A 22,512-nucleotide genomic window follows, 5' to 3' on the forward strand; every position below is an offset into this window, starting at 1 on the left:
GAGGAGGTTGTCATATGTCAGACATCAATAGACAGAAAATTGTGGATAGTGTCCCGCAAAAAGGCTTCTTTGGACACCCTAAAGGATTATTTACACTTTTCTTCACAGAGTTTTGGGAGCGCTTTTCTTACTACGGAATGCGTGCGATCCTAATTTACTACATGTACTATGAAGTTTCAAAAGGTGGTCTAGGTTTAGAAGAGTCCACTGCACTCGCAATCATGTCCATTTATGGTTCACTCGTATATATGTCCGGTGTAATCGGTGGTTGGTTAGCAGACAGAGTTTTTGGTACATCTAGAGCATTGTTCTATGGTGGTATATTAATCATGATTGGTCATATCGTCCTTTCACTACCAGGCGATCTGACAATGCTGTTTATTTCCATGGTCTTTATCGTTATTGGTACAGGTTTACTTAAGCCTAACGTATCCAGTGTCGTAGGTGATATTTATGCTCCTGGCGATAATCGTCGTGATGCAGGATTTAGTATCTTCTACATGGGGATCAACCTAGGTGCTTTCTTGTCTCCATTAATTGTAGGTGAAGTCGCGAAAACGAGCTTCCACTTAGGATTCGGAATTGCAGCTATTGGTATGTTATTAGGTCTTATCGTATTTGCTGTAACGAAGAAAAAGAATCTTGGTCTTGCAGGTACGTATGTGCCTAACCCTTTATCTCCAGCTGAGAAGAAAAAAGTATCGATCATTGTAGGTATTTCTGTAGTTGTACTAGCTGTTATTTTAGGTACAACCATCCCAGCAGGACTTTTCACACTTGAAGTATTCATTTCATTAGTTGGTCTATTTGGTATCGCGATCCCTACTATTTATTTTGTGGTGATGTACCGCAGTCCAAAAACAACATCAGACGAGCGTTCACGAATTATTGCGTACATTCCGCTATTCATCGCTGCTGTTATGTTCTGGGCGATTCAAGAGCAAGGTTCAACGATTCTTGCTGCTTATGCGGACAAGCGTACGGATTTAACGTTTGCTGGACTTGAGATTTCACCAGCTTGGTTCCAATCATTGAACCCGCTATTTATTATTACACTAGCTCCACTATTCGCTTGGATGTGGGTAAAGCTTGGTAACCGTCAACCGACGGTACCAAAGAAATTTGCACTAAGTTTGTTATTCGCTGGATTATCATTCTTAGTTATTCTTCTTCCTGCATACTTTGGTGGAGAAGACACACTGGTAAATCCACTATGGCTTGTTCTTAGTTACTTTATCGTTGTAATCGGTGAGCTTCTATTGTCTCCAGTAGGACTTTCTGCAACAACGAAGCTTGCTCCAGCAGCATTCTCTGCACAAACAATGAGTTTATGGTTCTTAGCAAGTGCAGCTGCACAAGCGATCAACGCACAAATCGTTAAGTTCTATTCTGCAGAAACAGAAATGATGTACTTCGGTACGATCGGTGGAGCTGCGATTGTGTTATCACTTATCCTTTTTGTCATCTCACCTAAGATTCAAGAGAAGATGAAAGGTATTCGTTAATCAAAATTTAAAACCACTGATGTGATGGTCCTCCATTACGTCAGTGGTTTTTTTATTTAAAGGCTCTCTTTTAGATTGTACAAGCATAGACTTTCAAATGCTCCCTTGAAAGATAATTGGAACGAAAGGTGCGAGACTCCTGGGGGATCAGCGTGCCTTCTGCTTGAATAAACATCTCGCAAGGCATGCGACGAGGAAGCTCACTTCGGAAGCATTACTTGTAGACGCAGGAGCAAAAATGCTTCTATGAATCCGCACGTCCCCCGGAAAGCGAGCATCCTGGAGTGGAAATTATTATCTACCTTCTAAATTAACTTCAGAATGGACAAACAAAAAAAAGAAGCTTATATACTAAGCTCCTTCAACCTTAATTCATCCATCCATGCAACAATCCAAGTAGTGTAAAAATCACTAGATGATCTCCGATTGCAATGATAAAAGACTTCCTTGTCAGTAGACCGAAAAGTGTGTTTTTATAATAGACAATCGTAATCAAGATCCCTATGATGAACCCAACCATGAGTCCTTCTGCTGCACTTTCAGCTCCAATTAATCCAATAAGATAAGACATTAGGAACGAGCTAATGAAAGCAACGACTACAGAAAAAATGTATTTAAAAGGCCCGGTATCTCCGTTATCCTTTTTCTTTCCGAGTATCGTTGAATAGTAGATCCCTCCGTAGATCATATATAAAAGTCCACCACCGATGATCGCTGTCATGTTTAATTGTACTCCGTTTATTTCCATAACGGCCTCCTTGTTATTTAGGTTCAATGGCTAGGGCAATCGCTTTGATCTTGCTTTCCCGTTGTAGCGTATTCTTGTTCTGTTGAATCTGTATAACTTCAACTGGATTACTTAAATATTTGTAGCCGCTTCTTGGCAGCCAATAGCTATACAGTTCGGAGTAACAATTAATTATCAGATTGCGTTCTGAAAAATCAACCGGCTCCTCAAATTCGTACATCACATGCTTTCCACCAACAAACTTAGAAGTATCATCAGCCGATATTGAATCAGAGATTGAGTCATTGATCGTAATATGACAATCATACTGGCATTTGTCAGGAGGCGTGATGTAAGGATTGTTTCGCGGTATCCCAAGAAACAAAGAATGTGAATCGATTAGATTTCTAGACTCACACCATTTATGAACTTCTTCCCAAGCTTCAGAAACGCCACTCGTATACGTTCCAAAATGATGGCCTTTCACTGTAGTGTGGCTTGGAAAGGATTCGATACTTATTTTTGATAAATCTAGCCATTTAAACTCATTATAAGGACCATTGCCTTCTTTTTCTTTCGATGGGTTGCGAACTTGTTTAGATTTCTTGCTATCTTCATATTCCCGAGGAAATTGCTGAAGATAAGCTCCTTCCCGCCAGTTTTTTGGACTCGTCTTGAAATAGGATTGAAAAGAATATGTGAAATACGATAAGGAAGAAAAACCACAGAGCATCGCAATTTGAGTAATAGGGATATATTTTTCATAGATCAATCGATGTGCTGCGTTCTCCAATCGGAACCTTTTTACGTAAGCAGCTGGTGTTTCCCCCACAATACTTTTAAAAATCCGCTGAAAATGAAAAGGAGAATATGTAGAGATGACAGCCAGTTTTTCTAATGGCAGAGAATCCTCTAGATGCTCTTCAATATACTCCAAAACTCTAAAGATCTGTTTTCTTTGTTCACGCTCAACATTCATAAATTGTACTCCTTTTTCATGCTAGTCCTTAAATTATAAACGAAGCTCTGTATGTATTTGTAAATGTATTTTTTTTGCATCCATTTTTAAGAATCGTCCAAACCTTTAAGACAAGCTTGCGTAAGATAGAGTAGAGAAGAAAACAAGAGTGATTGTTCTTTTTCTCAATAGTTCGCTTATAGAAGGGGGGGTCTATAGTGAGCTTAATCGGTAGCCTATTAGGATTCAAGAAAAGAAAAAAAGGTAAGAAAAGACCTGAAGTAGCATAAGCAGGTTGAAAGCCGGGGATTTTTCCTCGGCTTTTCTATTTTTAGAACATTATCCTACATAGCGCCTTTTTCATTAGAACTAGGACGGTATCCAGACCCTTTCAAGGACAAGCACATATAGTACAAGCAAGGGGGATTTTTAATAAAATAATAGTTATGTTCGATGTAACCTAAGTGTTTCTATAAGTGAATCATCTTCTATTTATTTCTTTATATCTTCCCTTCGTAAAGTAATATAAGGGGGAATATATTTGTATATTCGCAAACGGGTTCCTGGTAAGGACGATCCTTTTTTAGTAGATATGGTAGTAAGTAATTTTCAAGTCCGGAAAAATGTAATTGAAATGATTATCAACATGGCCAACGAGGTCATGATTGTCTGTGACAGCAATGATACGATCATTGGATTTGTATGTTATCGATTCAGAATCGGGCCAACAATTTTTGTGGATTATGTTGTGTTAGATACAAAACATCAAGGAAAGGGCATCGCTACCTCATTTCTTCCCGTATTTGAGAGTCACCTTATGAAACAAGGAATTCGCAATGTATTTGGTACGGTTGATGAAGAAAATACGGATGCTCTAAAGACTTTCCAGCATTGGGGCTTTAAAGTACACGGACAGCTAGGTTCTAGCATCGTTATCCAAAAAGAGCTTACGTCGTCTAATTCTTTTTTAGCGCCGACTGGTGTTCGTACGAATTCAAGCGTAAGAAAGCTCGCTACTCCTCCATCACTTCGCTAATTGATGGATAATATTTAAGCAGATCTTCTTTCGAAGGTCTGCTTTTTGTATTTCATATGATGTTTATATTTCCATGATGCTCTTAGAAAGTAGTTGATTTCCGCTCCAGGTTGCTCGCTTTCCATGGGGCGAACGGTGAGCCTCCTGCCGCTTCGCGCCCTTAGGAGTCTCCACCTGACCGCTCGTCCCATAGGAGTCGGCAACCTTCCGCTCCAATCAATATGCATGGAAAGAGGAAGTGAAAAACCCACTGTATGATAGACATGCTCTTTAAAACATTGCGCTTTCAAATTTTGTCTTCATGAATCTTTGATTGGAGTGTAAGATGCGAGACTCCTACGGGACAGGCGGGCAGTCCTCAAAGTGTAAGTGGCTCGTTTAGCCCCGACAAGCAAAAGGTGAATAGACTATGAAGGCGCACTCTGCCTTCTTGGCCGTTTAACTTTTGACCTCGAGGGGCTAGCCACTGCAACTAGGCAGGTGAGACACTTAAGAGTGAAACGAACAAATGTGGCTCACCGCCTGCCCCGTGGAAAGCGAGTATCTGGAACGGAGATCAATACTTCCAAAAGCAACCTTTAAAAAAGTCCCATAAAAAATAAAAAAGCCAACTCATGATTTGCAGAAGAACACAAATCAAACAGTTGGCTTTGTAACGTTTATAGTAAGAATGAATAAGTCTTATTGTTCTTACAGATCTAAGAGATTTTGCGGTCGTCTCGTCTTCTTCGATCCATTCACCTGATTGTTGTTTGGATTGAAGATCTCTTCAATGTATCTCTGATTCCAATCACTAGTAAAATCTTTATCAGAACAGATACAGCCACTTAGATCATATCGGAAAAGGCCACAGTGCGGGCAGTTACTCATATTAATCCCCCCTTGAGTCAACATAACCTATTCTATGAGCAATTAAGAGAGTTGGTAACGGCATTCGTACAGCTTTTCCAATATATATGATGCTGATTTTTCATCAGATTATTTGTTCATCCAATCTGGCTTATGAAACTCTTCAAAATCACTTTGAATGACTTTTTTGAATGAGTCTGACTCTACTGCCGCTTTAAGATCTTTTGCGAGCTGGGAGTTCTTATCTTTGTCTAGCACCACAATTCGATTGATGATTTCTTCTGGAAGTTTATCTTTTACAAGCGCGTCCTTTAAGTCTAGTCCAGAGGATAGAGCAAAGTTTCCGTTTACTGCTGCTAGATCTACCGAGTCTAGCGTTCTTGGTGTTTGAGCCGCTTCAACGGGCTGAAACTTCAAGTTTTTTGGATTTTTCGTCACATCTTTTTCTGAGACTTTTAACGGATTGGCAGAAGAATCGATCTCAATTAGTCCATTGTCTCTCAAAACAGTAAGGCCTCTTGCTAAGTTCGTTGGATCATTCGCTAGAGAAACCGTGCTTCCGGGCTTAATTTCGTCTATTGACTTGTATTTCTTAGAATAGATACCGATTGGTGCAGTAGGCACCGTAATCACAGAGGCTAATTTCATATCATTTTCTTCTGAAAAAGCGTCCATGTACACTTTATGCTGAAACAAATTCGCATCTAATGAACCGCTCTTTAAAGAGATGTTCGGTTGTACATAGTCATTGAATTCTTTTACTTCAACACTGTATCCTTTTTTCTCAAGATAGGGCTTTACGCCTTTTTCTAGCATGTCGCTGTAAGGGACGGTTGCGCCGAGCGTGATCTTCTTACTTTCTTTCTCACCCGAAACGCCGCACCCTGCTAAAACGCCGATTAATAAAGCTGCAGTTAAAAATATGTTAAATCGTTTCATATGTTTTCTCTCCTCACTCACTCTTTATTTATTTACTTTCCGTTAGCACCGGTCTAAATCTAGCTGCAGGATGATCGTTTGGCAGCAAAGGTTGCCCAGGTGAGAATAATTTTTCACGAAGCGTACCATGGTTGTACTCTTTTTTATATAATCCTCTTTCTTGAAGAACAGGTACAACTAGCTCCACGAAAGCTTCTAAATCTCCAGGTGTGACTAAATGATTAAGGTTGAAACCGTCCACGCCAGACTCTTCAAACTGCTTTTGAATCCCATCTGCTACCTCTTCCGGATTGCCTACTATAAAACTACCTCTGTCAGGTGACTCGAACCGATTCAATACTTCTCCCACTGTTAACGGTTTGGGAGCATCCGTAGTGAGCGTAGCGGCTTTATAATGTCCTCCCTCTGTTGATTTGTTGTACGAGAATGGAAGTTCTGGATCTAAATCTTCATATTCCGCAATATCATAACCGCTTGCCCCATACTGGGCTTTTGCAGCATCTGCACTCCAAACACTTGCATATTCCTTGAATTTTTCCTCCGCCTCTTCAGTCGTTCTCCCTACCACCACGTTTAAAAATGAGAAGATCTTAAGGTTATCTGGATTTCGACCGTGTTTGCTAGCGCGTTTACGAATATCGTCCGCATAAAAGCGAATTCTCTCTGGTGTTGGACCACCTACAAAGATACACTCAGCATGCTTGGCAGCAAAATCTCGGCCACGTTCAGACGTTCCTGCTTGATAGATAACAGGTGTCCGCTGCAGAGAAGGCTCGCTTAAGTGAGGTCCTTCAACGCTGAAGTATTGCCCTTCGTGATTGATCTCATGAACTTTTTCAGGATCAACCAGTTTATTGTTCTCAACGTCTTCTACAACGGCTCCATCTTCCCAACTGCTTTCCCAAAGCTTATAGGAAACATCCAGGTATTCATCTGCGATGTTGTATCGTTCATCGTGCTTGATCATATTCTGCAGTCCAAAATTCCTCGCAGCATTTGGCAGATAAGAAGTAACTACATTCCAAGCGATTCGCCCATTCGTTAGATGATCTAACGTAGAAAAGCGTCGCGCGTTGCCAAACGGCTGTTCATAGGTTGTGCTTACCGTAACAGCAAACGATAGGTTCTCTGTTACGCTCGCCATAGCTGATACAAGAAGTGCTGGATCGTTTAAAGGAACTTGAAGCCCGTCTTGAATAGAAGGGGCTTTGCTCTGCCTATAAACGTCATAAACGCCCAATACATCTGCAAAGAACACCGCGTCAAACTTCCCTCTTTCTAAAAGCTTTGCATACTCGATCCAATAGTTCAGATCTTTGTAACTTCTTTGTCTCTTGTTCTCCGGGTGCTTCCAAAGGCCATGAGAATTGTGCATGGCACTCGTCATCTCGAACGCGTTTAATAAAATTTCTTTACTCAACATACATTCCTCCGTATCCAATATTTTCGTACCCGTTCCAAGAGAAAATAAAAAACCTCTTCAGTGATGAGAAGAGGTTAAAAAATACGTGAAATAAACATACGTATATAGATTTCCTCTTATCTTTCAAGCTTTCGCCTGCTGGAATTGGCACAGTACTAAATTAGTTGTTGCCGAGGCTTCAAAGGGCCAGTCCCTCCACCTCTCTCGATAAGGAATCGATATTATTCAATTTAGTAACGAAATATACAGGAATAAAAATAACCTGTCAATGGAATTTAGAGAAATAAAATAATTTTCTTAAGAATCAGTTTTTAGTTGACAGTGGTTTGCTTTATCCTCTATAGTGTTGACTAATAATTAAATATTTTTCTTATCAAGAGTCAGGGGAGGAACTGGTCCTACGATCCTGCAGCAACCGCTTTGTAAAAAGAAAGGTGCTAATTCCAGCAGATGTTTTTTTAATGTCTGAAAGATGAGAGAGCGTGTAAGCATATGGAATTTACGTCCTCTTTCGTCTTTGAAAGAGGGCTTTTTTTGTTTTTACTGCGCTGTTCTTGTGTGTAGTTGAATTTCCGCTCCAGGACGCTCGCTTTCCGCGGGGCGAGCGGTGAGCCACTTCGCGCTTTGCGCCGGTAAGTGTCTCACCTGTCCAGTTGCAGTGGCTAGCCCCTCGAGGTCAAAAGTTAAATGGTCCAGAAGGCAAAGGACGCCTTCCTAGCCCATTCACCTTTTGCTTGTCGGGGCTGAACGAGCCACTTCCACTTTTCGGACTGCCCGCCTGTCCCGCAGGAGTCTCGCACCTTGCGCTCCAATCAACCTATCGAAGAAGACTTATAACAAAACCAATCCAAAACCAAAAACCACTTACTGATAAAAAATTTAGGAGGGAACTATGAGCTTACCTTTGAGAAAAGCCACTGAGAAAGATCATTTTGAAGAAGCGGTTAGTACCGCTCTAGAACTAAAAGAAATTTTTAAGAAACGTGCAGATTTTGTAGATCAAGAAGGTGTTTTTCCTTATGAAAACTTTCAAGATTTGAAGGATGCTGGATTTCTTTCTCTTACCATTCCAAAAGAATATGGTGGCAAAGGGTTGAGTCTACTTGAGTTCTTAACCATTCAAGAGCATTTAGCTGAAGGAGATGCTCCTACTGCTCTTTCTCTTGGCTGGCATTTGGGGACTCTTTTAGAAGCGGCGGAAAACCGTCATTGGAATGGAGATGCGTTCGCTGGTCTTAGCCGGAAGGTTGTTGAACAAAAAGTACTCATCAACTTGGCGCAAACAGAGCGTGCGACGGGAAGTCCGTCTCGCGGGGGTATTCCTACTACAACTGCAGTCAAGAAAGCAGACGGATGGCTGATCAACGGGAGCAAGGCTTTTACTTCTATGGCAGAGGCTCTTGATTATTCCATCATCACCGCCACCATTTCCGAAACTAACCATAAAGGTTTTTTCTTAGTGAATCATCGTGAAAAAGGGGTTTTTGTAAAAGAAACATGGGACAGCATCTCTATGAGAGGCACGAAAAGTGACGATCTACTTTTGAAAGATGTTTATGTGCCCGAGGAGAACCTTCTTGTTGTTGAAGATGGAAAGAACATTGTTCCGAAAGGCTGGTATCTGCAAGTACCTGCTGTGTACTTAGGTATCGCAAGAGCAGCGAGGAACTACGCGATTGAATTTGCTTTAGAGTATAGCCCTAACACATTATCAGGACCGATCTCAGACGTGCCAGAAGTGAGGAGAAAGATTGGCAAGATCGAACTTGAATTATTCCAAGCTAGAACGATTCTGCACGCCGTTGCTGAAAAATGGGTGAACCACCCTGAACAGCGCCAGAATCTAGGAACTGAACTCGCTGCCGTTAAGCATTCTGTAACAAACAGTGCAAATCGAGTCGTAGACCTTGCGATGAGGATTGTTGGGGCTCGAAGTCTTTCTGTACAAAATCCGCTTCAGCGGCACTTTCGCGATGTGCGAGCTGGTCTTCATAATCCACCTACAGATGATGCGATCGTCTATTCCTTAGCAGATGCTGCGCTTAAATAAGCAAGTCAACTGACAGATTCATGTTAAACTCACCATTTTTTTGTATGATGAGATTTCAATCACCATAGGTTATTATGGATACAATATATTTCCATATCAATCGATAAAAGGTGGTTTGCTCATGAGGGCGCTTCTTACATTCACTTATTTACAAGCACTTTCTTGCATCTTTCCAGTCATCATCTTTGGGGCGTTAGCTCTTTCAAAGTTCGTCAGCATTCCGTTCATCCCTCGATACGATTTCATACTCTTTCTTTGTCTCATCACACAGGTTGCGATGATCGTAACGAAACTTGAAACGATCGATGAACTAAAAGTCATCTGCGTCTTTCACTTGATCGGCCTAGCACTAGAGCTATTTAAAGTTCATATGGGATCCTGGAGCTATCCGGAAGAAGCCTATTCTAAAATCTACGGTGTTCCTCTCTACAGCGGTTTTATGTATGCAAGTGTTGCGAGCTATATTTGCCAAAGCTGGAGAAGACTCGATCTACAGATTACGGGTTGGCCAAACCCTCTCTTTTCTTTCGGTATTTGTGTCCTGATCTATTTTAACTTTTTTCTCCATCATTACTTGTTTGATGCCAGATGGATTCTGATCCTGCTTCTATTTCCTATCTTTTATAAGACCGTTGTTCATTATACGATCAACGAGCATGTCTATAAAATGCCGATCCTCCTTTCCTTTTTGTTGATTGGATTTTTTATCTGGATCGCTGAGAACATCACAACGTTTCTCGGTGCATGGCAGTATCCAAATCAGGAAGCTGCTTGGTCACTCGTTCATATTGGTAAGATCAGCTCCTGGTTCTTACTCGTCATCATCAGCATTATTATTGTGGCACAGTTAAAACGCATTAAAAGCCATCAAGATGAGATTTTCACAGATACGAAACACCTTTAAGCTGCTGTAGGCTTTTTAGGTGTTTTTTTCTTTGTTTGGCTTCTTCTCAAGAAATCTGCATGTTCAAGATGTCCCCTCCATATGAATACAGAGATGACGTTTGAACCTTCTAAAAGAGAGGAGCTCATCGCGTGGATAAGAACAATAAAGATCAACAGCAACGAAGACCAATGCAGATTCCGCAGCCAATTCGCAGTGATGGTGCAGGTGCTACCGACTTAGGACCTCGCGACATCATGCGTGATATACAAAATCCGGATATGTTAGTTTCACCTGCAACAGATGCCGGAACTGTCCCGAATTTGCGATTTTCTTATTCGGATACACATATGCAGTTGAACTTTGGAGGCTGGTCAAGAGAGATTACGGTTCGTGAGCTTCCTGTCGCAAAGACGCTTGCAGGGGTAAATATGCGTCTTACCCCAGGCGGTGTGAGGGAGCTGCATTGGCACCAAGAAGCGGAATGGGCTTATATGATTTTAGGCCGTGCTCGAATTACCTCTGTTGATCAAAACGGGAGGAATTTTATCGCCGATGTAGCTGAAGGTGATCTTTGGTATTTCCCTCCTGGCATTCCTCATTCGATTCAAGGACTTGAAGAAGGCTGTGAGTTTTTACTCGTATTTGATGATGGGAATTTCTCCGATCTGAGCACATTCTCTATTTCAGATTGGTTTGCACATACACCTAAAGAAGTTCTTTCAGCAAACTTCGGAATACCGGAGAGTGCGTTCGCGAACATTCCGACTGAACAGCGTTATATTTATCAGTCTGCCGTTCCCGGTCCGATTGAAACACAAGCCGTACCTGATCCATATGGAACGGTTCCATTAAGCTTCACCCATCGCTTGATGGCCCAGAAACCGCTCGTTACACCCGGTGGTACCGTACGCATTGTTGACTCTACTAATTTTCCGATCTCACAGAGAATCGCTGCCGCTTTAGTAGAAATAAAACCTGGCGGAATGAGAGAGTTGCATTGGCATCCGAATAATGATGAGTGGCAATATTATTTAGCTGGTCAAGGGCGGATGACCGCTTTCGCAGGAAATGGAACAGCACGAACCTTTGATGTAAGAGCCGGAGATGTAGGTTATATCCCTTTTGCATTTGGTCATTATGTACAGAATACTGGAAATAAGAGCTTATGGTTTCTAGAGATTTTTAAAAGTGACCGTTTTGCAGATGTTTCTTTAAACCAATGGATGGCGTTAACGCCTAAAGAAATCGTACAGACGAATGTGAACGCTAGTCCTGAGCTCATGAACTCTCTTCGAAAAGAAAAATGGCCCGTTGTGAAATATGATTAGATGCACGCGCAAACCTTTTAACGGCGATTAGAAATTACTAATCGCTTTCTTTAGTTGTGTCTAGCAAAACTACTTCCCCTACCTCTATTTATACACACCACTTACAACTTGTCCGCATAATCTACTAGTAATAATCTGATAGATTATTCTCTGGTTTCATTTCTAGATCAGAGTGAAAATAGGAGGGAAAGTTGGTATGTACCACCATTATGATCAAAATCCGTACGCACATATGAAAAGAGATTGTGAGTGCAAGCATAGGAAGATTCAGCCTTGCCAGAAGGTTTCTGCCTTTAAAGCGGTTAAAGATCTGTTTCAATTTATTTTAGGCTCCACACCAAATCAAGTGATCTACCCGGTAGAAGTATTCGATAGCAATAATGAATACAATCCAGATACATCAACGTTTGTTCCAAAGAGCAACGGCATTTATACGTTCACAGCGAGTATCTTTTTGCCGATTTATACAGGAACACCGTATTCTGCGTTCGTTGGCATCCGCGTTAATGGTGAGATCATCGCAGGAAATCAAGAAACGATTACTTCGCCAAATGCGAACGTAGCTACTTCATCACTTCTCGAGTTAAGAAAAGGCGATGAGGTTCAAGTAGTCGCTTCGAGTCCATCAGGCGCAACGATTGAAATAGAAGTAAATCCAATCGCAACTCGGTTTGAGGGTGCGAAGATCGGTTAAGCAGGTTTTAAATACAGACATGCAAAAATGAACCGCAACGAACCTTGTTGCGGTTTATTTTTTTATTTAGTCAATGTCTATTAATTTTTATTAAAGCTTTTGATGGAGTAATATATTCCGTATCAACAATCGAAAAATCTGATTGGTTACGAGTTACTTCCGCATACTGTACAACCTTTTCGTTATGAAGAAAGACTAATAGATAGATGTCATCTCTGCTATAAATATTACTTCGGTCTTTAATATTCACGCCCATTTGTTTCTCCATACTTTCTTCTGCTGTATATGGTGGAAATAAATATCCTTTGTCCCATTCGAAATTTGCTAAAGAATCTATGTTTATCTGACTTTTATTTTTGTCTTTTACAATAGACTGAATGGAATTCTCCAAATCAGGATTATGAGTTACTCTGCTACACCCTGTTAACAAAAGGAATGTAAGAATTAAAATTGTAATTGTATTTCTCCTCAAAAAATCCCCCTCCCTAACATTATTTCCATAGATTTACTTTAACATGGATCTGGCCATACTTTATTGTTTCATGTGAAACATTAATTTAAAATTCTCTCTCAAGACTCCCGTGAAACTTAAACAGAAAGATGTAACTTTCCTAGACTCCCCTCATATCGTCGCTAAGATGGAGCATACGGAGACATGGATGGTATTTTATAAGGAAGAGTCGGTTGCGTTATGAAAAAAATGCACATCCTAGAAAATATCCAAGTTTTGCTATACACTAAAAAACATATCAAATATGACGTGGTGATAAATGATGTTTAAAATTTTGCTCATTGAAGATGATGCGACACTATTCAGCGAGATCAAGGAACGATTGTCTCAATGGTCGTATGAGGTGTATGGCATTAATGACTTTGGACGGGTGATGCAGGAATTTACAGAGATTAAACCTGATCTCGTTGTAATCGATATTCAGCTGCCAAAGTTTGATGGGTTTCATTGGTGCCGAAATATTAGATCGCATTCTAACGTTCCGATCATCTTTTTATCTTCGCGTGATCATCCAAGCGATATGGTCCTCTCCATGCAGCTCGGTGCAGACGACTTTGTTCAAAAACCGTTTCATTTTGAAGTATTGATCGCAAAGATTCATGCGATTCTCAGGCGTGTTTATAATTACAATACAGACACTGTTAGCCTTAAGACGTGGTGCGGCGCTCAAATTGATTATGAAAAGAATATCGTAACAAACGAGAAGGGTTCCGTTGAACTGACTAAGAATGAAGTGTTTATTCTTAAACTTCTGATCGAGCAGAAGAATAAAATCGTAAGTCGCGACAATCTCATCAACAGCTTATGGGATGATAAAAAATTCATTAGTGACAATACCCTCACCGTGAATGTGAATCGATTAAGAAAACGTCTAGAGGAAATCGAACTCGGACAATTTATCGAGACGAAAGTGGGACAAGGCTATCGTGCAATAGAAGAGGATCCTGTATGATCCAACGCTATTTGATCGAACGCGTGAGCTGGATTTTTTTATTTTTATTGCAGCAGGTTATCTTACTTTTGATCGCCTATCTCGATCCGTCGATTCCCCTTTCTGCAGTTGGCTATATCGTGTTAATCTCATTAATCGTCTTTGTTATCTTTCTTATTTACCGATATCAAAAGGAAACAGCCTTCTTCCACCAGCTTGAGGAAAGGGAAAATGATTTTGACCTTTCTAATATGTCATCACCTTCTTCGCCTTTTGAGAAAGTCGTTGAAAACAGTATCATCGAACAAACGAAGCATTTAAAACAAACCGCTTCAGAGAACCGTTTATTGATCGAACAGGAAAAGGACGATCTCCTCGCTTGGATTCATGAAGTTAAGACGCCGCTGACAGCGATGCACCTTATGATACAGCGAATGGACGATACGCCGCTTAAAGGAGATTTAACCTACGAGTGGCTTCGCATCCACCTTCTGCTTGATCAGCAGCTTCATCAAAAGAGGATTCCTTTTATTAAGAACGACCTTTATATGGAAGTGACTGATCTTGAGACGTTACTTTTTTCCGAACTAAAAACGTTGCAGTCGTGGTGCATTCAAAAAGGAATCGGCTTTGATTTTAACCTTGAAGTCACTCATGTCTTAAGTGATGCGAAATGGCTAGCTTTTATTGTTCGTCAGATTTTAACGAATGCTGTGAAATACAGTCATTCTTCAGAAATCATCATTAACAGCTATAGCATGAACGACAGAAACTATTTAAGAATTCAAGACTTTGGTCGAGGAATTGATTCAAAGGATATCCCTCGTATCTTTGATAAAGGATTCACGTCAACGACAGACCATCACGATCAAGCGTCCACCGGCATGGGGTTATATTTAGCCAAAAAAGCAGCCGAATCCCTGCAGATTCAACTCTCTGTAGAGTCAAAGCGGAATGAAGGAACAACCGTTACGCTAGCTTTCCCAAAAAGAAATGAGTTTGATCAAACGATGGGCATGTGACGAAAGTGTCACATGCTTTTCTGTTTTGTTCGTTGAACAGAAGGAAAAGAGCTGAAATGCTTTCTATAATAAAAGTATCAGAGAGGGGTATTAAGATCATGAGTATATTGAAAGCAGTTAAGCTTCATAAGAGCTATGGAAATAAAAATAATAAACAGCACGTCCTAAAAGGCATTGATCTTTCCGTTGAAAAAGGTGAATTCATCAGTATCATGGGAGCATCTGGATCCGGTAAAACAACGTTATTGAACGTTCTTTCTTCCATCGATCAAGTGAGCGAAGGAACGATTCATATCAACTCATTTGAGATGACAGGTATGAAGGAAAAACAGCTGGCAGAATTCAGAAAGAACAACCTTGGATTTATCTTTCAAGATTACAACCTATTAGATACTTTAACGGTTAAAGAAAACATTCTTCTGCCGCTTTCGATAACCAAAACACCGAAAAAAGAAGCAGATAAGAAATTTGATCAAGTCGCAACAGAGCTTGGTATTTTAGAGATAAAAGATAAATATCCGAACGAGATCTCAGGTGGTCAAAAGCAGCGAACATCTGCGGCGCGTGCATTTATTCATGAGCCGAGCATCATCTTCGCGGATGAACCGACCGGTGCTCTCGATTCCAAGTCTGCCTCTGACCTTCTAAACAAACTAAGCGGTCTTAACGAGAACAGACAAGCGACGATTCTTATGGTGACACATGATCCTGTAGCAGCAAGCTATTGCAGTCGTGTAGTCTTTATAAAAGACGGACAGATCTACACGCAGCTTATGAAAGGAGAACAGGATCGACAGAGTCTCTTTAAGGATATTATGAAGACGCAAGGTGTTTTAGGTGGTGTTCAGCATGAACATTAATCAACTCATCTTCCGTAACTTAAAGAAAAACATAAAAAACTATTACCTATATGTTTTTGCTTTAGTGTTCAGTTCTGCCCTTTATTTTGCATTTGTGACGCTGCAATATGATCCGTCTATGGATTCTGTGGAAGGTTCTGTAAAAGGTGAAGCCGCGATTCGGGCAGCTTCTATATTATTGGTCGTAATTGTATCGGTCTTTTTACTTTACGCAAACAACATCTTTATCAAACGACGCAGTAAAGAGATTGGGCTGTTCCAGTTGATCGGAATGACGAAGGGAAAGATCTTTCGAATTCTTTCAATCGAAAATTTATTCCTCTACTTCGGTTCCTTATTGATCGGAATCTTTGCTGGATTCTCGTTCTCAAAATTAATGATTCTCGTATTGTTCAAGACGACGGGTGTTAATTCAGTCGCATCACTACGGTTTTCACCACAAGCTCTTGTACAAACGGTTATCGTTTTCACAGTCATCTATCTGTTGATCATGATCATGAATTATACATTTATTAAAAGACAGACTATCCTATCCCTATTCCGTGTCACTTCATCAACAGAAATCACAGTGAAAAAACTATCTCGCTTTGAGATGGTGATGGGAATCGTGGGTCTTGTTCTGATCGCGACAGGTTACATCGTATCTTCCAAACTTTTCGGCGGCGATTTTACTACGATGCCTGAATTATTTGGAGCAATGCTCTTCATTTTGACTGCCGTTATTCTAGGTACGTACTTCTTTTACAAAGGCTCTGTCAGTTTTTTGCTTAACCTAGTAAGAAAGCAAAAAGGTGGCTACCTTTCCATTAACGAAGTGATGTCACTCGCATCCGTCATGTTCCGTATGAAGTCGAACGCACTTCTGCTTATGATTATTACAACCGTTTCAGCGCTTTCGATCGCTTTGCTGTGCCTTGCATACATTTCGTATTATTCTGCTGAAAAAACGGCTGCAAATAATGTTCCGCATGACTTTTCAATCATTGATAGAGAGTCAGCAGATACGTTCCAAGCCGCTTTAAAGAAAAACAATATTCCGTATACCGAAAAAGCGATTGACGTCATTCAAGTGACCGTTAATGCTTCACAGCTAATCGATCGAAGCTTAGAAGAACTAGTCATCGATCCAAAAGCGATGCCGCTTCCTGTGATCAGTGAAAAGTCAGTAGATGGCATGGATGTTTCTCAGAATGAAGTGGTCTTTACCGGTTATAATGATTTGCTTCAAAAGTTTATGCCTTTAAAGAATTCTGGATCAATTAAAATAAAAGGAAAAACTAAAACGATCACTCAACGTTATGTAGGCTTAGACGATGATTATCCCGTATCTTGGTATTTCACCTTTGGAGGGGTTCCTACAGCAATCGTTGATGATGCCATTTTTACAAAGTTGAAAGAAGATATTGATCCTAAGGTACAAAAAGAATCCACCCTCTATATTGGGGTTGACATTATTAATGGGGAACAATTAGAAAAAGCAGATAAACTATTTAAATCAACTGAAACGTACAAAAAGCTATACAACGAATCCCGTCATGAGATCAGCACGAATCAAAAGAAAAACATGGGACTCATGATGTTTATCGTAGGTTTCTTAGGACTGACTTTCCTCGTCACCTCAGGGTGTATCCTCTACTTCAAACAGATGGACGAGGGAGAAAGTGAAAAGCCGAACTATATGATTTTGCGAAAACTTGGTTACACACAAAGTGATCTGTTGAAAGGCATTCAGTATAAGCAGCTCTTTAATTTCGGAATTCCCCTGGTCGTCGGCTTGCTTCACAGCTATTTCGCCGTACAATCCGGCTGGTTCCTGTTCGGAGCTGAACTCTGGACACCGATGATCATCGTCATGGTCATGTATACGGTACTCTATTCAATCTTTGGTGTGCTGTCTGTTCTTTATTATAAGAAGGTGATTAGAGAAGCACTGTAGGTTGATGTATGCTTTGCTTTTCAAGTGTAGAATTGAATAAAAAGGAACAAAACCGACTAGAATGTGATGATTTTAGTCGGTTTTTTTTTGGTATACAAATCTTAAGCTTCATTTTGTGTCTCATAGGTGATTTTAATTGATACCATAAGGGGTATATGGCAAGATTATTCCGAAAAAATCGGTCCTGATTCGTAATATTTTGGGATTAATTCCGCTAGTTTCGGCTATAATTCCACAAGTTTTGCTCATATATCGACGAGTCGACATTATTCGACTGCTATCCCCTATCCATATACCCTTAACCCGATTAACAATGGCCGCCACCTACAACACACAAAAAAACCCCAGCCAAAAATCGGCTGAGGTTTATAAAAAACTGAAATTATTGAGCTGTATAACCGCCATCGATAACGATTGCTTGTCCAGTTACACTCTTCGCTTTGTCACTTGATAGGAACATCGCATAGTCTGCGATCTCGCTAACGTCTAACAAACGTTTTTGTGGAACAAGTGGATAGATAACTTCTTCAAGAACGCTTTCTAATGATACGTTTCTTGTTTTCGCTAAGTCTTCCATTTGACCACGAACAAGCGGCGTATCTACATAACCTGGGCAAAGTGCGTTAACCGTTACACCTTGTGCTGCAGATTCAAGAGCTGCAACCTTAGTAAGACCGATTACACCGTGCTTAGCACTGTTGTATGCTGCTTTACCAGCAAAACCGATCAGTCCGTTGATTGAAGAAACGTTGATGATACGGCCAAATCCTTGTTCCTTCATGATCGGCATAACATGCTTCGTTGCGATGAATGGTGCAGTTAGCATGATTTTGATCATAAGTTCGAATTTAGCTGTTGGAAACTCTTCGATCGGTGAAACGTGCTGAAGACCAGCGTTGTTGATCAGAACGTCAACACGGCCATACTCTTTGTGTGCTGTTTCGATCATGCTCTTGATGTCTTCTTCACTGGTAACGTCTGCTTTAAGGCCGATCGCTTCAAGCCCAAGACTCTTTAAATCTTCTGCAGCTTTTTTAACGCCTTCTTCATTAAGGTCTGTTAAGACTACTTTGCTTCCGTTTTGAGCGAATGTTTTTCCGATTTCAAATCCGATACCACTTGCAGAACCTGTAATAACGACTACTTTATTTTCTACCATACTATACTCACTCCTAAAAAGTTTTTATATAATTCCCATGCTTGCCATAATGATTCCAACAATTACGGCAATGGTCGGGATGATTAAAGCGACAACAAATACATCTTTATATGTTTCCTTGTGCGATAACTGTGTTACCGCAAGAAGGGTTAACAATGCTCCATTATGAGGCAGGATCGATGCTCCAGAGGCAATGGAAGCCATTCTATGGAACGCCTCAGGACTCATGCCTGTAGACTGAGACAAGTCATAATATGTTCCGCCAAGAGCTTGTAATGCGATTCCCATACCACCTGATGCTGAACCTGTGATCATGGCTAAAAGCTGTACGACTAAGGATTCAGATACGAGCGGATTGCTTGAGATTCCTAAAAGCATATCAGTGATTTTGTCGAAGTCCGGTACACTTGTTACAACCGCACCGAATCCAACGGCAGCACTTGTATTGATGATCGCCATTACAGAACCTTTAGCACCTTCGTTCATAGAAGGGATGAATTTTTTGTATTGCTTGATGTTAATAAGAAGAATAGCTAGAATTCCAGCTAACAACGAAGGAATTGGAGCGATTTTTAAGAAATTAAGTAAAATAACAACAACGATTAAAGGGACTAATGAAAGAATCCAGTTTGGAAGGTTCTCCTCATCTTCATCTTCATTCTCTTTTGACTTATTTGGTTCTGTATACTTTTCACCAGCTGCTGTTAAACGGTTCTCTCTGAACTTCAGCCAGAAATAGCCGCCAACGGCCATGATCAGCGTAGCTACAATACCGATAATGGTACCCGCCATAGGGGTTGTCTTAAACGTGTTCATCGGAATTAAGTTTTGAATCTGCGGTGTACCTGGTACAGCAGTCATCGTAAACGTGAATGCTCCAAGAACGATCGTTGGTGCGATCAATCTTCTAGAGATATCTGCTTTTTTAAACAATGCCAATGCGATCGGATAGATAGCGAACACAACGACAAACAAACTTACGCCACCGTAAGTTAAGACAGCTGATGCTACCAAAACTCCAAGAATCGCACGTTTTTCACCTATAAATTTTGTGAACTGAATCGCAACCGATTTAGCAGCTCCTGTATCTTCCATCAACTTACCGAGTACAGCTCCTAATAAGAAGATCGGAAACCATGCTTTTGCGAAATCTACAAAGCCAGTCATATACGTGTTGGTATACGCGTCCATCAAGTCTAAACCACTCATCAGAGCAACAATACCTGCTACGATTGGAGCGACCCAGATGATCGACCAGCCCAGGTAGGCAAAAAACATGAGTAGAGCCAGACCTATTATGATACTAATCAAAATCTTTCCTCCTTTTTTATATAGAAAGAGTGCGCTTTCATCTATTAGCACTTACTTTTCAAAAGTTTTCATTGCACGAAGGACATTTTACTCCTGTGTATTTATTAAGTAAAATGAATTATAACTATAGATAGTATGCACAAAAGTTATAGAATGGAGTTCTCCATATGGATATACGACAATTAACCTATTTTCACGCTGTAGCCAAACATAAAAGCTTCACGAAAGCTTCTACCGTACTGCATTTATCTCAGCCTAGTCTTAGTAAAATGGTAAAAAGTTTAGAAGACGAACTGGAGATGGAGCTGATCGATCGCTCTTCGAGACAAATTGAACTAACAGAAGCCGGTGAGATCGTGTTTGAACAGAGCAAGATGATTCTAGAGTCTTTAGACAACCTATCATCAAACCTTTACGACTTAATGAACTTAAAAAAAGGGAAAATTAAAATTGGAATTCCCCCGCTGATCGGCTTCTTATTTTTCCCTAAAATCATTAAGAAATTCCAAGCTTCATACCCTGAAATACAGATTCAGCTCGTGGAACATGGAGCAAACCGTGTGCAGCGAGAAGTGAATGATGGGCTCTTAGATCTTGGGGTTGTCGTTATGCCCTTGAATGAAGATAAACTCGAGATCGTTTCATTCTTAACCGAGCACCTGATGCTGTTTGTTCATCATTCACATCCACTCGCGAATCGAGAAAAAGTATCGATGAAAGAATTGGAGAATGAATCTTTTATCATTTTTAAAGAAGGCTTTACCCTGCATGACAGAGTGATCAATGAGTGCCTAGCAGCTGGTTTTCAGCCCAAAATCTCATATGAAAGCTCACAATGGGACTTCATCAGCGGAATGATCGGGGAGAACCTAGGGGTTTCCATCTTTCCTGAATCAATCGCAAAAAAGGTAGACGAAACCTTGGTTAAAGCCATTCCGATCGTTGATCCCTCACTGCCTTATAAGCTCGGTATTATAAAAAAGAAAGATAAATACGTTACGTATGCGACGCGAGAATTCATCAACATGCTTTCGCCATTTAGTGAGTAAGATTTATTCTATAACTAAATTGCATATTTAATATATATTATATGTATTTTACGAATAGGTTGGGATGATTTAAAGTAATTCCTATACAAATTATAGGAGGCACTAATTATGGAAAAAGATCGTTTTCAAAATGGATTAGATAAATTAATGGAGTATACGCTAACGGATAACAAAGACATTTCAACACACTTAAAAATCTCAGATGATTTGCAAGATATCGCGCCAGATGTAGGAAGATACATTATTGAATTTGCGTACGGAGAGATCTATTCACGAGCAGGCTTAACGAACAAACAAAGAGCGCTTGTAACCATTTCTTCTCTTGTGACACAAGGAACGGAACCTCAATTGGAGCTTCATATTAATACGGGTCTGACAGCAGGTCTAACGAAAGAAGAGATCGTGGAGAGCGTTACACACTTGATTCCGTACACAGGTTTTCCGCGTGTGTTGAACGCGTTAACGGTTGCGAAGAAAGTTTTTGCAATGCGTGATGAAGAAGCGAGTGAATCAAAGGCACATTAAAAAAAGTAGCTATCCTTTTCAGGGTGGCTACTTTTTTGTGAAACTTGCAGGTGTTTTGGTGAGAGTTGATTTCCGTTTCAGACGTGTTTTAGTAATAGCCCTTTTCACTAGGCATTACAAGAAATCTCCTTCTTCTGTTTGTTCAAGTTGCTCAGAATTACTAGGAGCGTCTTTATATTCAATATCGTATTTTTTGCTCAATAATTCCATCTCTGCGTGATAAGCGTCTACCAATTGGAAGTATCCTTCTAATTTTAGATTAGATTGTGTCATCAGGTTTTCATCCTGTTGTTCTAACGCTTGTCTTTGAAGTATTAAGCCTTCATAAAAAGTTTCGGTAGCTTGTACGATTTGCTTCTTCATTCCTACTAATTCTTCTCCTTGAACATCGATGGCTTTCGCTTGGGCCACTGCTTTTTCGTAAGCAGGAATCGTCGTTTCTACTAACTCCAAATACATGGTCTCGTCATCTGTATAATTTCCGCCTGAAACGCTAGTCAAAGAATCAAAGGCTTGTACTTCGTAGGTAGAGACTGCTGCGACGTCCACATTAATAAATTTTAAAACAGCATCTTGCTGTTTCTCCGTATTGATCGGCTCAGAAAAGCTTTGTGTTTCCTCTGCATCATTCTGCGTCACTTCATTGCTCGTCGGATTTAAGGCAAATTCGCTTGAGTTTGCACCTGTCACAATCGAACTCACTAAAAAAGAAACTAAAAAAAGTGTATTCACGCTGTCAGCTCCCTCAACATTTTGTAAGTATTAACCAATACCCGGCTTGTTCAGGGGTTATGCCCCATAACTGTAAAAAGA

21 protein-coding genes and 2 riboswitches are annotated in these 22,512 nt (G+C 40.4%); of the genes, 12 read left to right on the top strand and 9 right to left on the bottom strand.

The window, feature by feature from the left end:
- Nucleotides 1-14 precede the first annotated feature (14 nt).
- On the top strand, nucleotides 15-1,505 hold the full coding sequence (locus ACNJYY_RS21490) for a peptide MFS transporter (RefSeq protein WP_416730078.1): 1,491 nt from the start codon (nucleotides 15-17) through the stop codon (nucleotides 1,503-1,505).
- 367 nt (nucleotides 1,506-1,872) lie between these two features.
- Here the strand turns inward: ACNJYY_RS21490 and ACNJYY_RS21495 are convergent, their stop codons facing one another.
- Complete coding sequence (locus tag ACNJYY_RS21495; protein WP_416730079.1) at nucleotides 1,873-2,253, bottom strand: DUF1761 domain-containing protein; 381 nt, start codon at nucleotides 2,251-2,253, stop codon at nucleotides 1,873-1,875.
- Between the two features lie 13 nt (nucleotides 2,254-2,266).
- Entirely contained in the window at nucleotides 2,267-3,211 is a 945-nt protein-coding gene (locus ACNJYY_RS21500) for an AraC family transcriptional regulator (protein ID WP_416730080.1), read from the bottom strand.
- A gap of 520 nt (nucleotides 3,212-3,731) precedes the next feature.
- Here ACNJYY_RS21500 and ACNJYY_RS21505 point away from each other — a divergent pair.
- Nucleotides 3,732-4,226 (top strand): GNAT family N-acetyltransferase, encoded by a 495-nt coding sequence (locus tag ACNJYY_RS21505; RefSeq protein ID WP_416730081.1) that lies wholly within the window; start codon nucleotides 3,732-3,734, stop codon nucleotides 4,224-4,226.
- A 690-nt stretch (nucleotides 4,227-4,916) separates the two neighbouring features.
- On the opposite strand, the gene ACNJYY_RS21510 is transcribed toward ACNJYY_RS21505, so the two are convergent.
- The 3 genes from ACNJYY_RS21510 to ACNJYY_RS21520 form a co-directional block, all read right to left on the bottom strand.
- Entirely contained in the window at nucleotides 4,917-5,096 is a 180-nt protein-coding gene (locus tag ACNJYY_RS21510) for a hypothetical protein (protein WP_144696648.1), read from the bottom strand.
- A gap of 108 nt (nucleotides 5,097-5,204) precedes the next feature.
- Complete coding sequence (locus ACNJYY_RS21515) at nucleotides 5,205-6,014, bottom strand: MetQ/NlpA family ABC transporter substrate-binding protein (protein ID WP_416730082.1); 810 nt, start codon at nucleotides 6,012-6,014, stop codon at nucleotides 5,205-5,207.
- Between the two features lie 28 nt (nucleotides 6,015-6,042).
- Complete coding sequence (locus ACNJYY_RS21520; RefSeq protein ID WP_416731929.1) at nucleotides 6,043-7,434, bottom strand: LLM class flavin-dependent oxidoreductase; 1,392 nt, start codon at nucleotides 7,432-7,434, stop codon at nucleotides 6,043-6,045.
- A 116-nt stretch (nucleotides 7,435-7,550) separates the two neighbouring features.
- Nucleotides 7,551-7,651, bottom strand: a riboswitch (SAM riboswitch).
- A 153-nt stretch (nucleotides 7,652-7,804) separates the two neighbouring features.
- A riboswitch (SAM riboswitch) is annotated at nucleotides 7,805-7,916 on the top strand.
- A gap of 413 nt (nucleotides 7,917-8,329) precedes the next feature.
- On the opposite strand from ACNJYY_RS21520, the gene ACNJYY_RS21525 reads away from it, so the two are divergent.
- The 4 genes from ACNJYY_RS21525 to ACNJYY_RS21540 all read left to right on the top strand — a co-directional run bounded on the left by ACNJYY_RS21525 (nucleotide 8,330) and on the right by ACNJYY_RS21540 (nucleotide 12,395).
- Nucleotides 8,330-9,487, top strand: coding sequence for an acyl-CoA dehydrogenase family protein (locus ACNJYY_RS21525; protein WP_416730083.1), 1,158 nt, complete (start codon nucleotides 8,330-8,332; stop codon nucleotides 9,485-9,487).
- Nucleotides 9,488-9,608: 121 nt separating this feature from the next.
- Nucleotides 9,609-10,391 carry a DUF817 domain-containing protein gene (locus ACNJYY_RS21530; protein ID WP_416730084.1) on the top strand — a complete coding sequence of 261 codons (783 nt, stop codon included), beginning with the start codon at nucleotides 9,609-9,611 and terminating at the stop codon, nucleotides 10,389-10,391.
- Nucleotides 10,392-10,561: 170 nt separating this feature from the next.
- A complete protein-coding gene (locus tag ACNJYY_RS21535) occupies nucleotides 10,562-11,701 on the top strand; it encodes an oxalate decarboxylase family bicupin (protein WP_416731930.1) in 1,140 nt (379 codons plus the stop codon).
- Between the two features lie 196 nt (nucleotides 11,702-11,897).
- Nucleotides 11,898-12,395, top strand: coding sequence for a C1q-like domain-containing protein (locus ACNJYY_RS21540; RefSeq protein ID WP_416730085.1), 498 nt, complete (start codon nucleotides 11,898-11,900; stop codon nucleotides 12,393-12,395).
- 70 nt (nucleotides 12,396-12,465) lie between these two features.
- On the opposite strand, the gene ACNJYY_RS21545 is transcribed toward ACNJYY_RS21540, so the two are convergent.
- Complete coding sequence (locus ACNJYY_RS21545) at nucleotides 12,466-12,867, bottom strand: hypothetical protein (protein WP_416730086.1); 402 nt, start codon at nucleotides 12,865-12,867, stop codon at nucleotides 12,466-12,468.
- A gap of 301 nt (nucleotides 12,868-13,168) precedes the next feature.
- On the opposite strand from ACNJYY_RS21545, the gene ACNJYY_RS21550 reads away from it, so the two are divergent.
- From ACNJYY_RS21550 to ACNJYY_RS21565, 4 genes are all read left to right on the top strand, one after another.
- Nucleotides 13,169-13,858 (top strand): response regulator, encoded by a 690-nt coding sequence (locus tag ACNJYY_RS21550; protein ID WP_416731931.1) that lies wholly within the window; start codon nucleotides 13,169-13,171, stop codon nucleotides 13,856-13,858.
- Nucleotides 13,855-14,859 (top strand): sensor histidine kinase, encoded by a 1,005-nt coding sequence (locus tag ACNJYY_RS21555; protein ID WP_416730087.1) that lies wholly within the window; start codon nucleotides 13,855-13,857, stop codon nucleotides 14,857-14,859. Before ACNJYY_RS21550 ends, ACNJYY_RS21555 begins: the two co-directional genes overlap by 4 nt.
- Before the next feature lie 98 nt (nucleotides 14,860-14,957).
- Nucleotides 14,958-15,719 (top strand): ABC transporter ATP-binding protein, encoded by a 762-nt coding sequence (locus ACNJYY_RS21560; RefSeq protein WP_416730088.1) that lies wholly within the window; start codon nucleotides 14,958-14,960, stop codon nucleotides 15,717-15,719.
- On the top strand, nucleotides 15,709-17,655 hold the full coding sequence (locus tag ACNJYY_RS21565; protein ID WP_416730089.1) for an FtsX-like permease family protein: 1,947 nt from the start codon (nucleotides 15,709-15,711) through the stop codon (nucleotides 17,653-17,655). Before ACNJYY_RS21560 ends, ACNJYY_RS21565 begins: the two co-directional genes overlap by 11 nt.
- A gap of 382 nt (nucleotides 17,656-18,037) precedes the next feature.
- On the opposite strand, the gene ACNJYY_RS21570 is transcribed toward ACNJYY_RS21565, so the two are convergent.
- Both ACNJYY_RS21570 and ACNJYY_RS21575 read right to left on the bottom strand, forming a co-directional pair.
- Nucleotides 18,038-18,814, bottom strand: coding sequence for a 3-hydroxybutyrate dehydrogenase (locus ACNJYY_RS21570; protein WP_416730090.1), 777 nt, complete (start codon nucleotides 18,812-18,814; stop codon nucleotides 18,038-18,040).
- A gap of 24 nt (nucleotides 18,815-18,838) precedes the next feature.
- Nucleotides 18,839-20,125, bottom strand: a complete 1,287-nt coding sequence (locus ACNJYY_RS21575) for a GntP family permease (RefSeq protein ID WP_144696622.1) — start codon at nucleotides 20,123-20,125, stop codon at nucleotides 18,839-18,841.
- A 167-nt stretch (nucleotides 20,126-20,292) separates the two neighbouring features.
- On the opposite strand from ACNJYY_RS21575, the gene ACNJYY_RS21580 reads away from it, so the two are divergent.
- Nucleotides 20,293-21,174 (top strand): LysR family transcriptional regulator, encoded by an 882-nt coding sequence (locus tag ACNJYY_RS21580; protein ID WP_416730091.1) that lies wholly within the window; start codon nucleotides 20,293-20,295, stop codon nucleotides 21,172-21,174.
- A 108-nt stretch (nucleotides 21,175-21,282) separates the two neighbouring features.
- A complete protein-coding gene (locus ACNJYY_RS21585) occupies nucleotides 21,283-21,699 on the top strand; it encodes a carboxymuconolactone decarboxylase family protein (protein WP_416730092.1) in 417 nt (138 codons plus the stop codon).
- A 114-nt stretch (nucleotides 21,700-21,813) separates the two neighbouring features.
- Here the strand turns inward: ACNJYY_RS21585 and ACNJYY_RS21590 are convergent, their stop codons facing one another.
- Entirely contained in the window at nucleotides 21,814-22,431 is a 618-nt protein-coding gene (locus tag ACNJYY_RS21590; protein ID WP_416730093.1) for a hypothetical protein, read from the bottom strand.
- Nucleotides 22,432-22,512 lie beyond the last annotated feature (81 nt).

The organism is Fictibacillus tiangongensis (genome assembly GCF_048083785.1).
GTDB lineage: Bacteria > Bacillota > Bacilli > Bacillales > Fictibacillaceae > Fictibacillus.

What these genes read in the sequence shown, in the direction of transcription:
- ACNJYY_RS21515 (WP_416730082.1), bottom strand. Translation starts at nt 6,014, where the DNA reads ATGAAACGATTTAACATATTTTTAACTGCAGCTTTATTAATCGGCGTT.
- ACNJYY_RS21570 (WP_416730090.1), bottom strand. Translation starts at nt 18,814, where the DNA reads ATGGTAGAAAATAAAGTAGTCGTTATTACAGGTTCTGCAAGTGGTATC.
- ACNJYY_RS21565 (WP_416730089.1), top strand. Translation starts at nt 15,709, where the DNA reads ATGAACATTAATCAACTCATCTTCCGTAACTTAAAGAAAAACATAAAA.
- ACNJYY_RS21560 (WP_416730088.1), top strand. Translation starts at nt 14,958, where the DNA reads ATGAGTATATTGAAAGCAGTTAAGCTTCATAAGAGCTATGGAAATAAA.
- ACNJYY_RS21555 (WP_416730087.1), top strand. Translation starts at nt 13,855, where the DNA reads ATGATCCAACGCTATTTGATCGAACGCGTGAGCTGGATTTTTTTATTT.
- ACNJYY_RS21585 (WP_416730092.1), top strand. Translation starts at nt 21,283, where the DNA reads ATGGAAAAAGATCGTTTTCAAAATGGATTAGATAAATTAATGGAGTAT.
- ACNJYY_RS21550 (WP_416731931.1), top strand. Translation starts at nt 13,169, where the DNA reads ATGTTTAAAATTTTGCTCATTGAAGATGATGCGACACTATTCAGCGAG.
- ACNJYY_RS21510 (WP_144696648.1), bottom strand. Translation starts at nt 5,096, where the DNA reads ATGAGTAACTGCCCGCACTGTGGCCTTTTCCGATATGATCTAAGTGGC.
- ACNJYY_RS21580 (WP_416730091.1), top strand. Translation starts at nt 20,293, where the DNA reads ATGGATATACGACAATTAACCTATTTTCACGCTGTAGCCAAACATAAA.
- ACNJYY_RS21535 (WP_416731930.1), top strand. Translation starts at nt 10,562, where the DNA reads ATGCAGATTCCGCAGCCAATTCGCAGTGATGGTGCAGGTGCTACCGAC.
- ACNJYY_RS21490 (WP_416730078.1), top strand. Translation starts at nt 15, where the DNA reads ATGTCAGACATCAATAGACAGAAAATTGTGGATAGTGTCCCGCAAAAA.
- ACNJYY_RS21495 (WP_416730079.1), bottom strand. Translation starts at nt 2,253, where the DNA reads ATGGAAATAAACGGAGTACAATTAAACATGACAGCGATCATCGGTGGT.
- ACNJYY_RS21540 (WP_416730085.1), top strand. Translation starts at nt 11,898, where the DNA reads ATGTACCACCATTATGATCAAAATCCGTACGCACATATGAAAAGAGAT.
- ACNJYY_RS21525 (WP_416730083.1), top strand. Translation starts at nt 8,330, where the DNA reads ATGAGCTTACCTTTGAGAAAAGCCACTGAGAAAGATCATTTTGAAGAA.
- ACNJYY_RS21500 (WP_416730080.1), bottom strand. Translation starts at nt 3,211, where the DNA reads ATGAATGTTGAGCGTGAACAAAGAAAACAGATCTTTAGAGTTTTGGAG.
- ACNJYY_RS21530 (WP_416730084.1), top strand. Translation starts at nt 9,609, where the DNA reads ATGAGGGCGCTTCTTACATTCACTTATTTACAAGCACTTTCTTGCATC.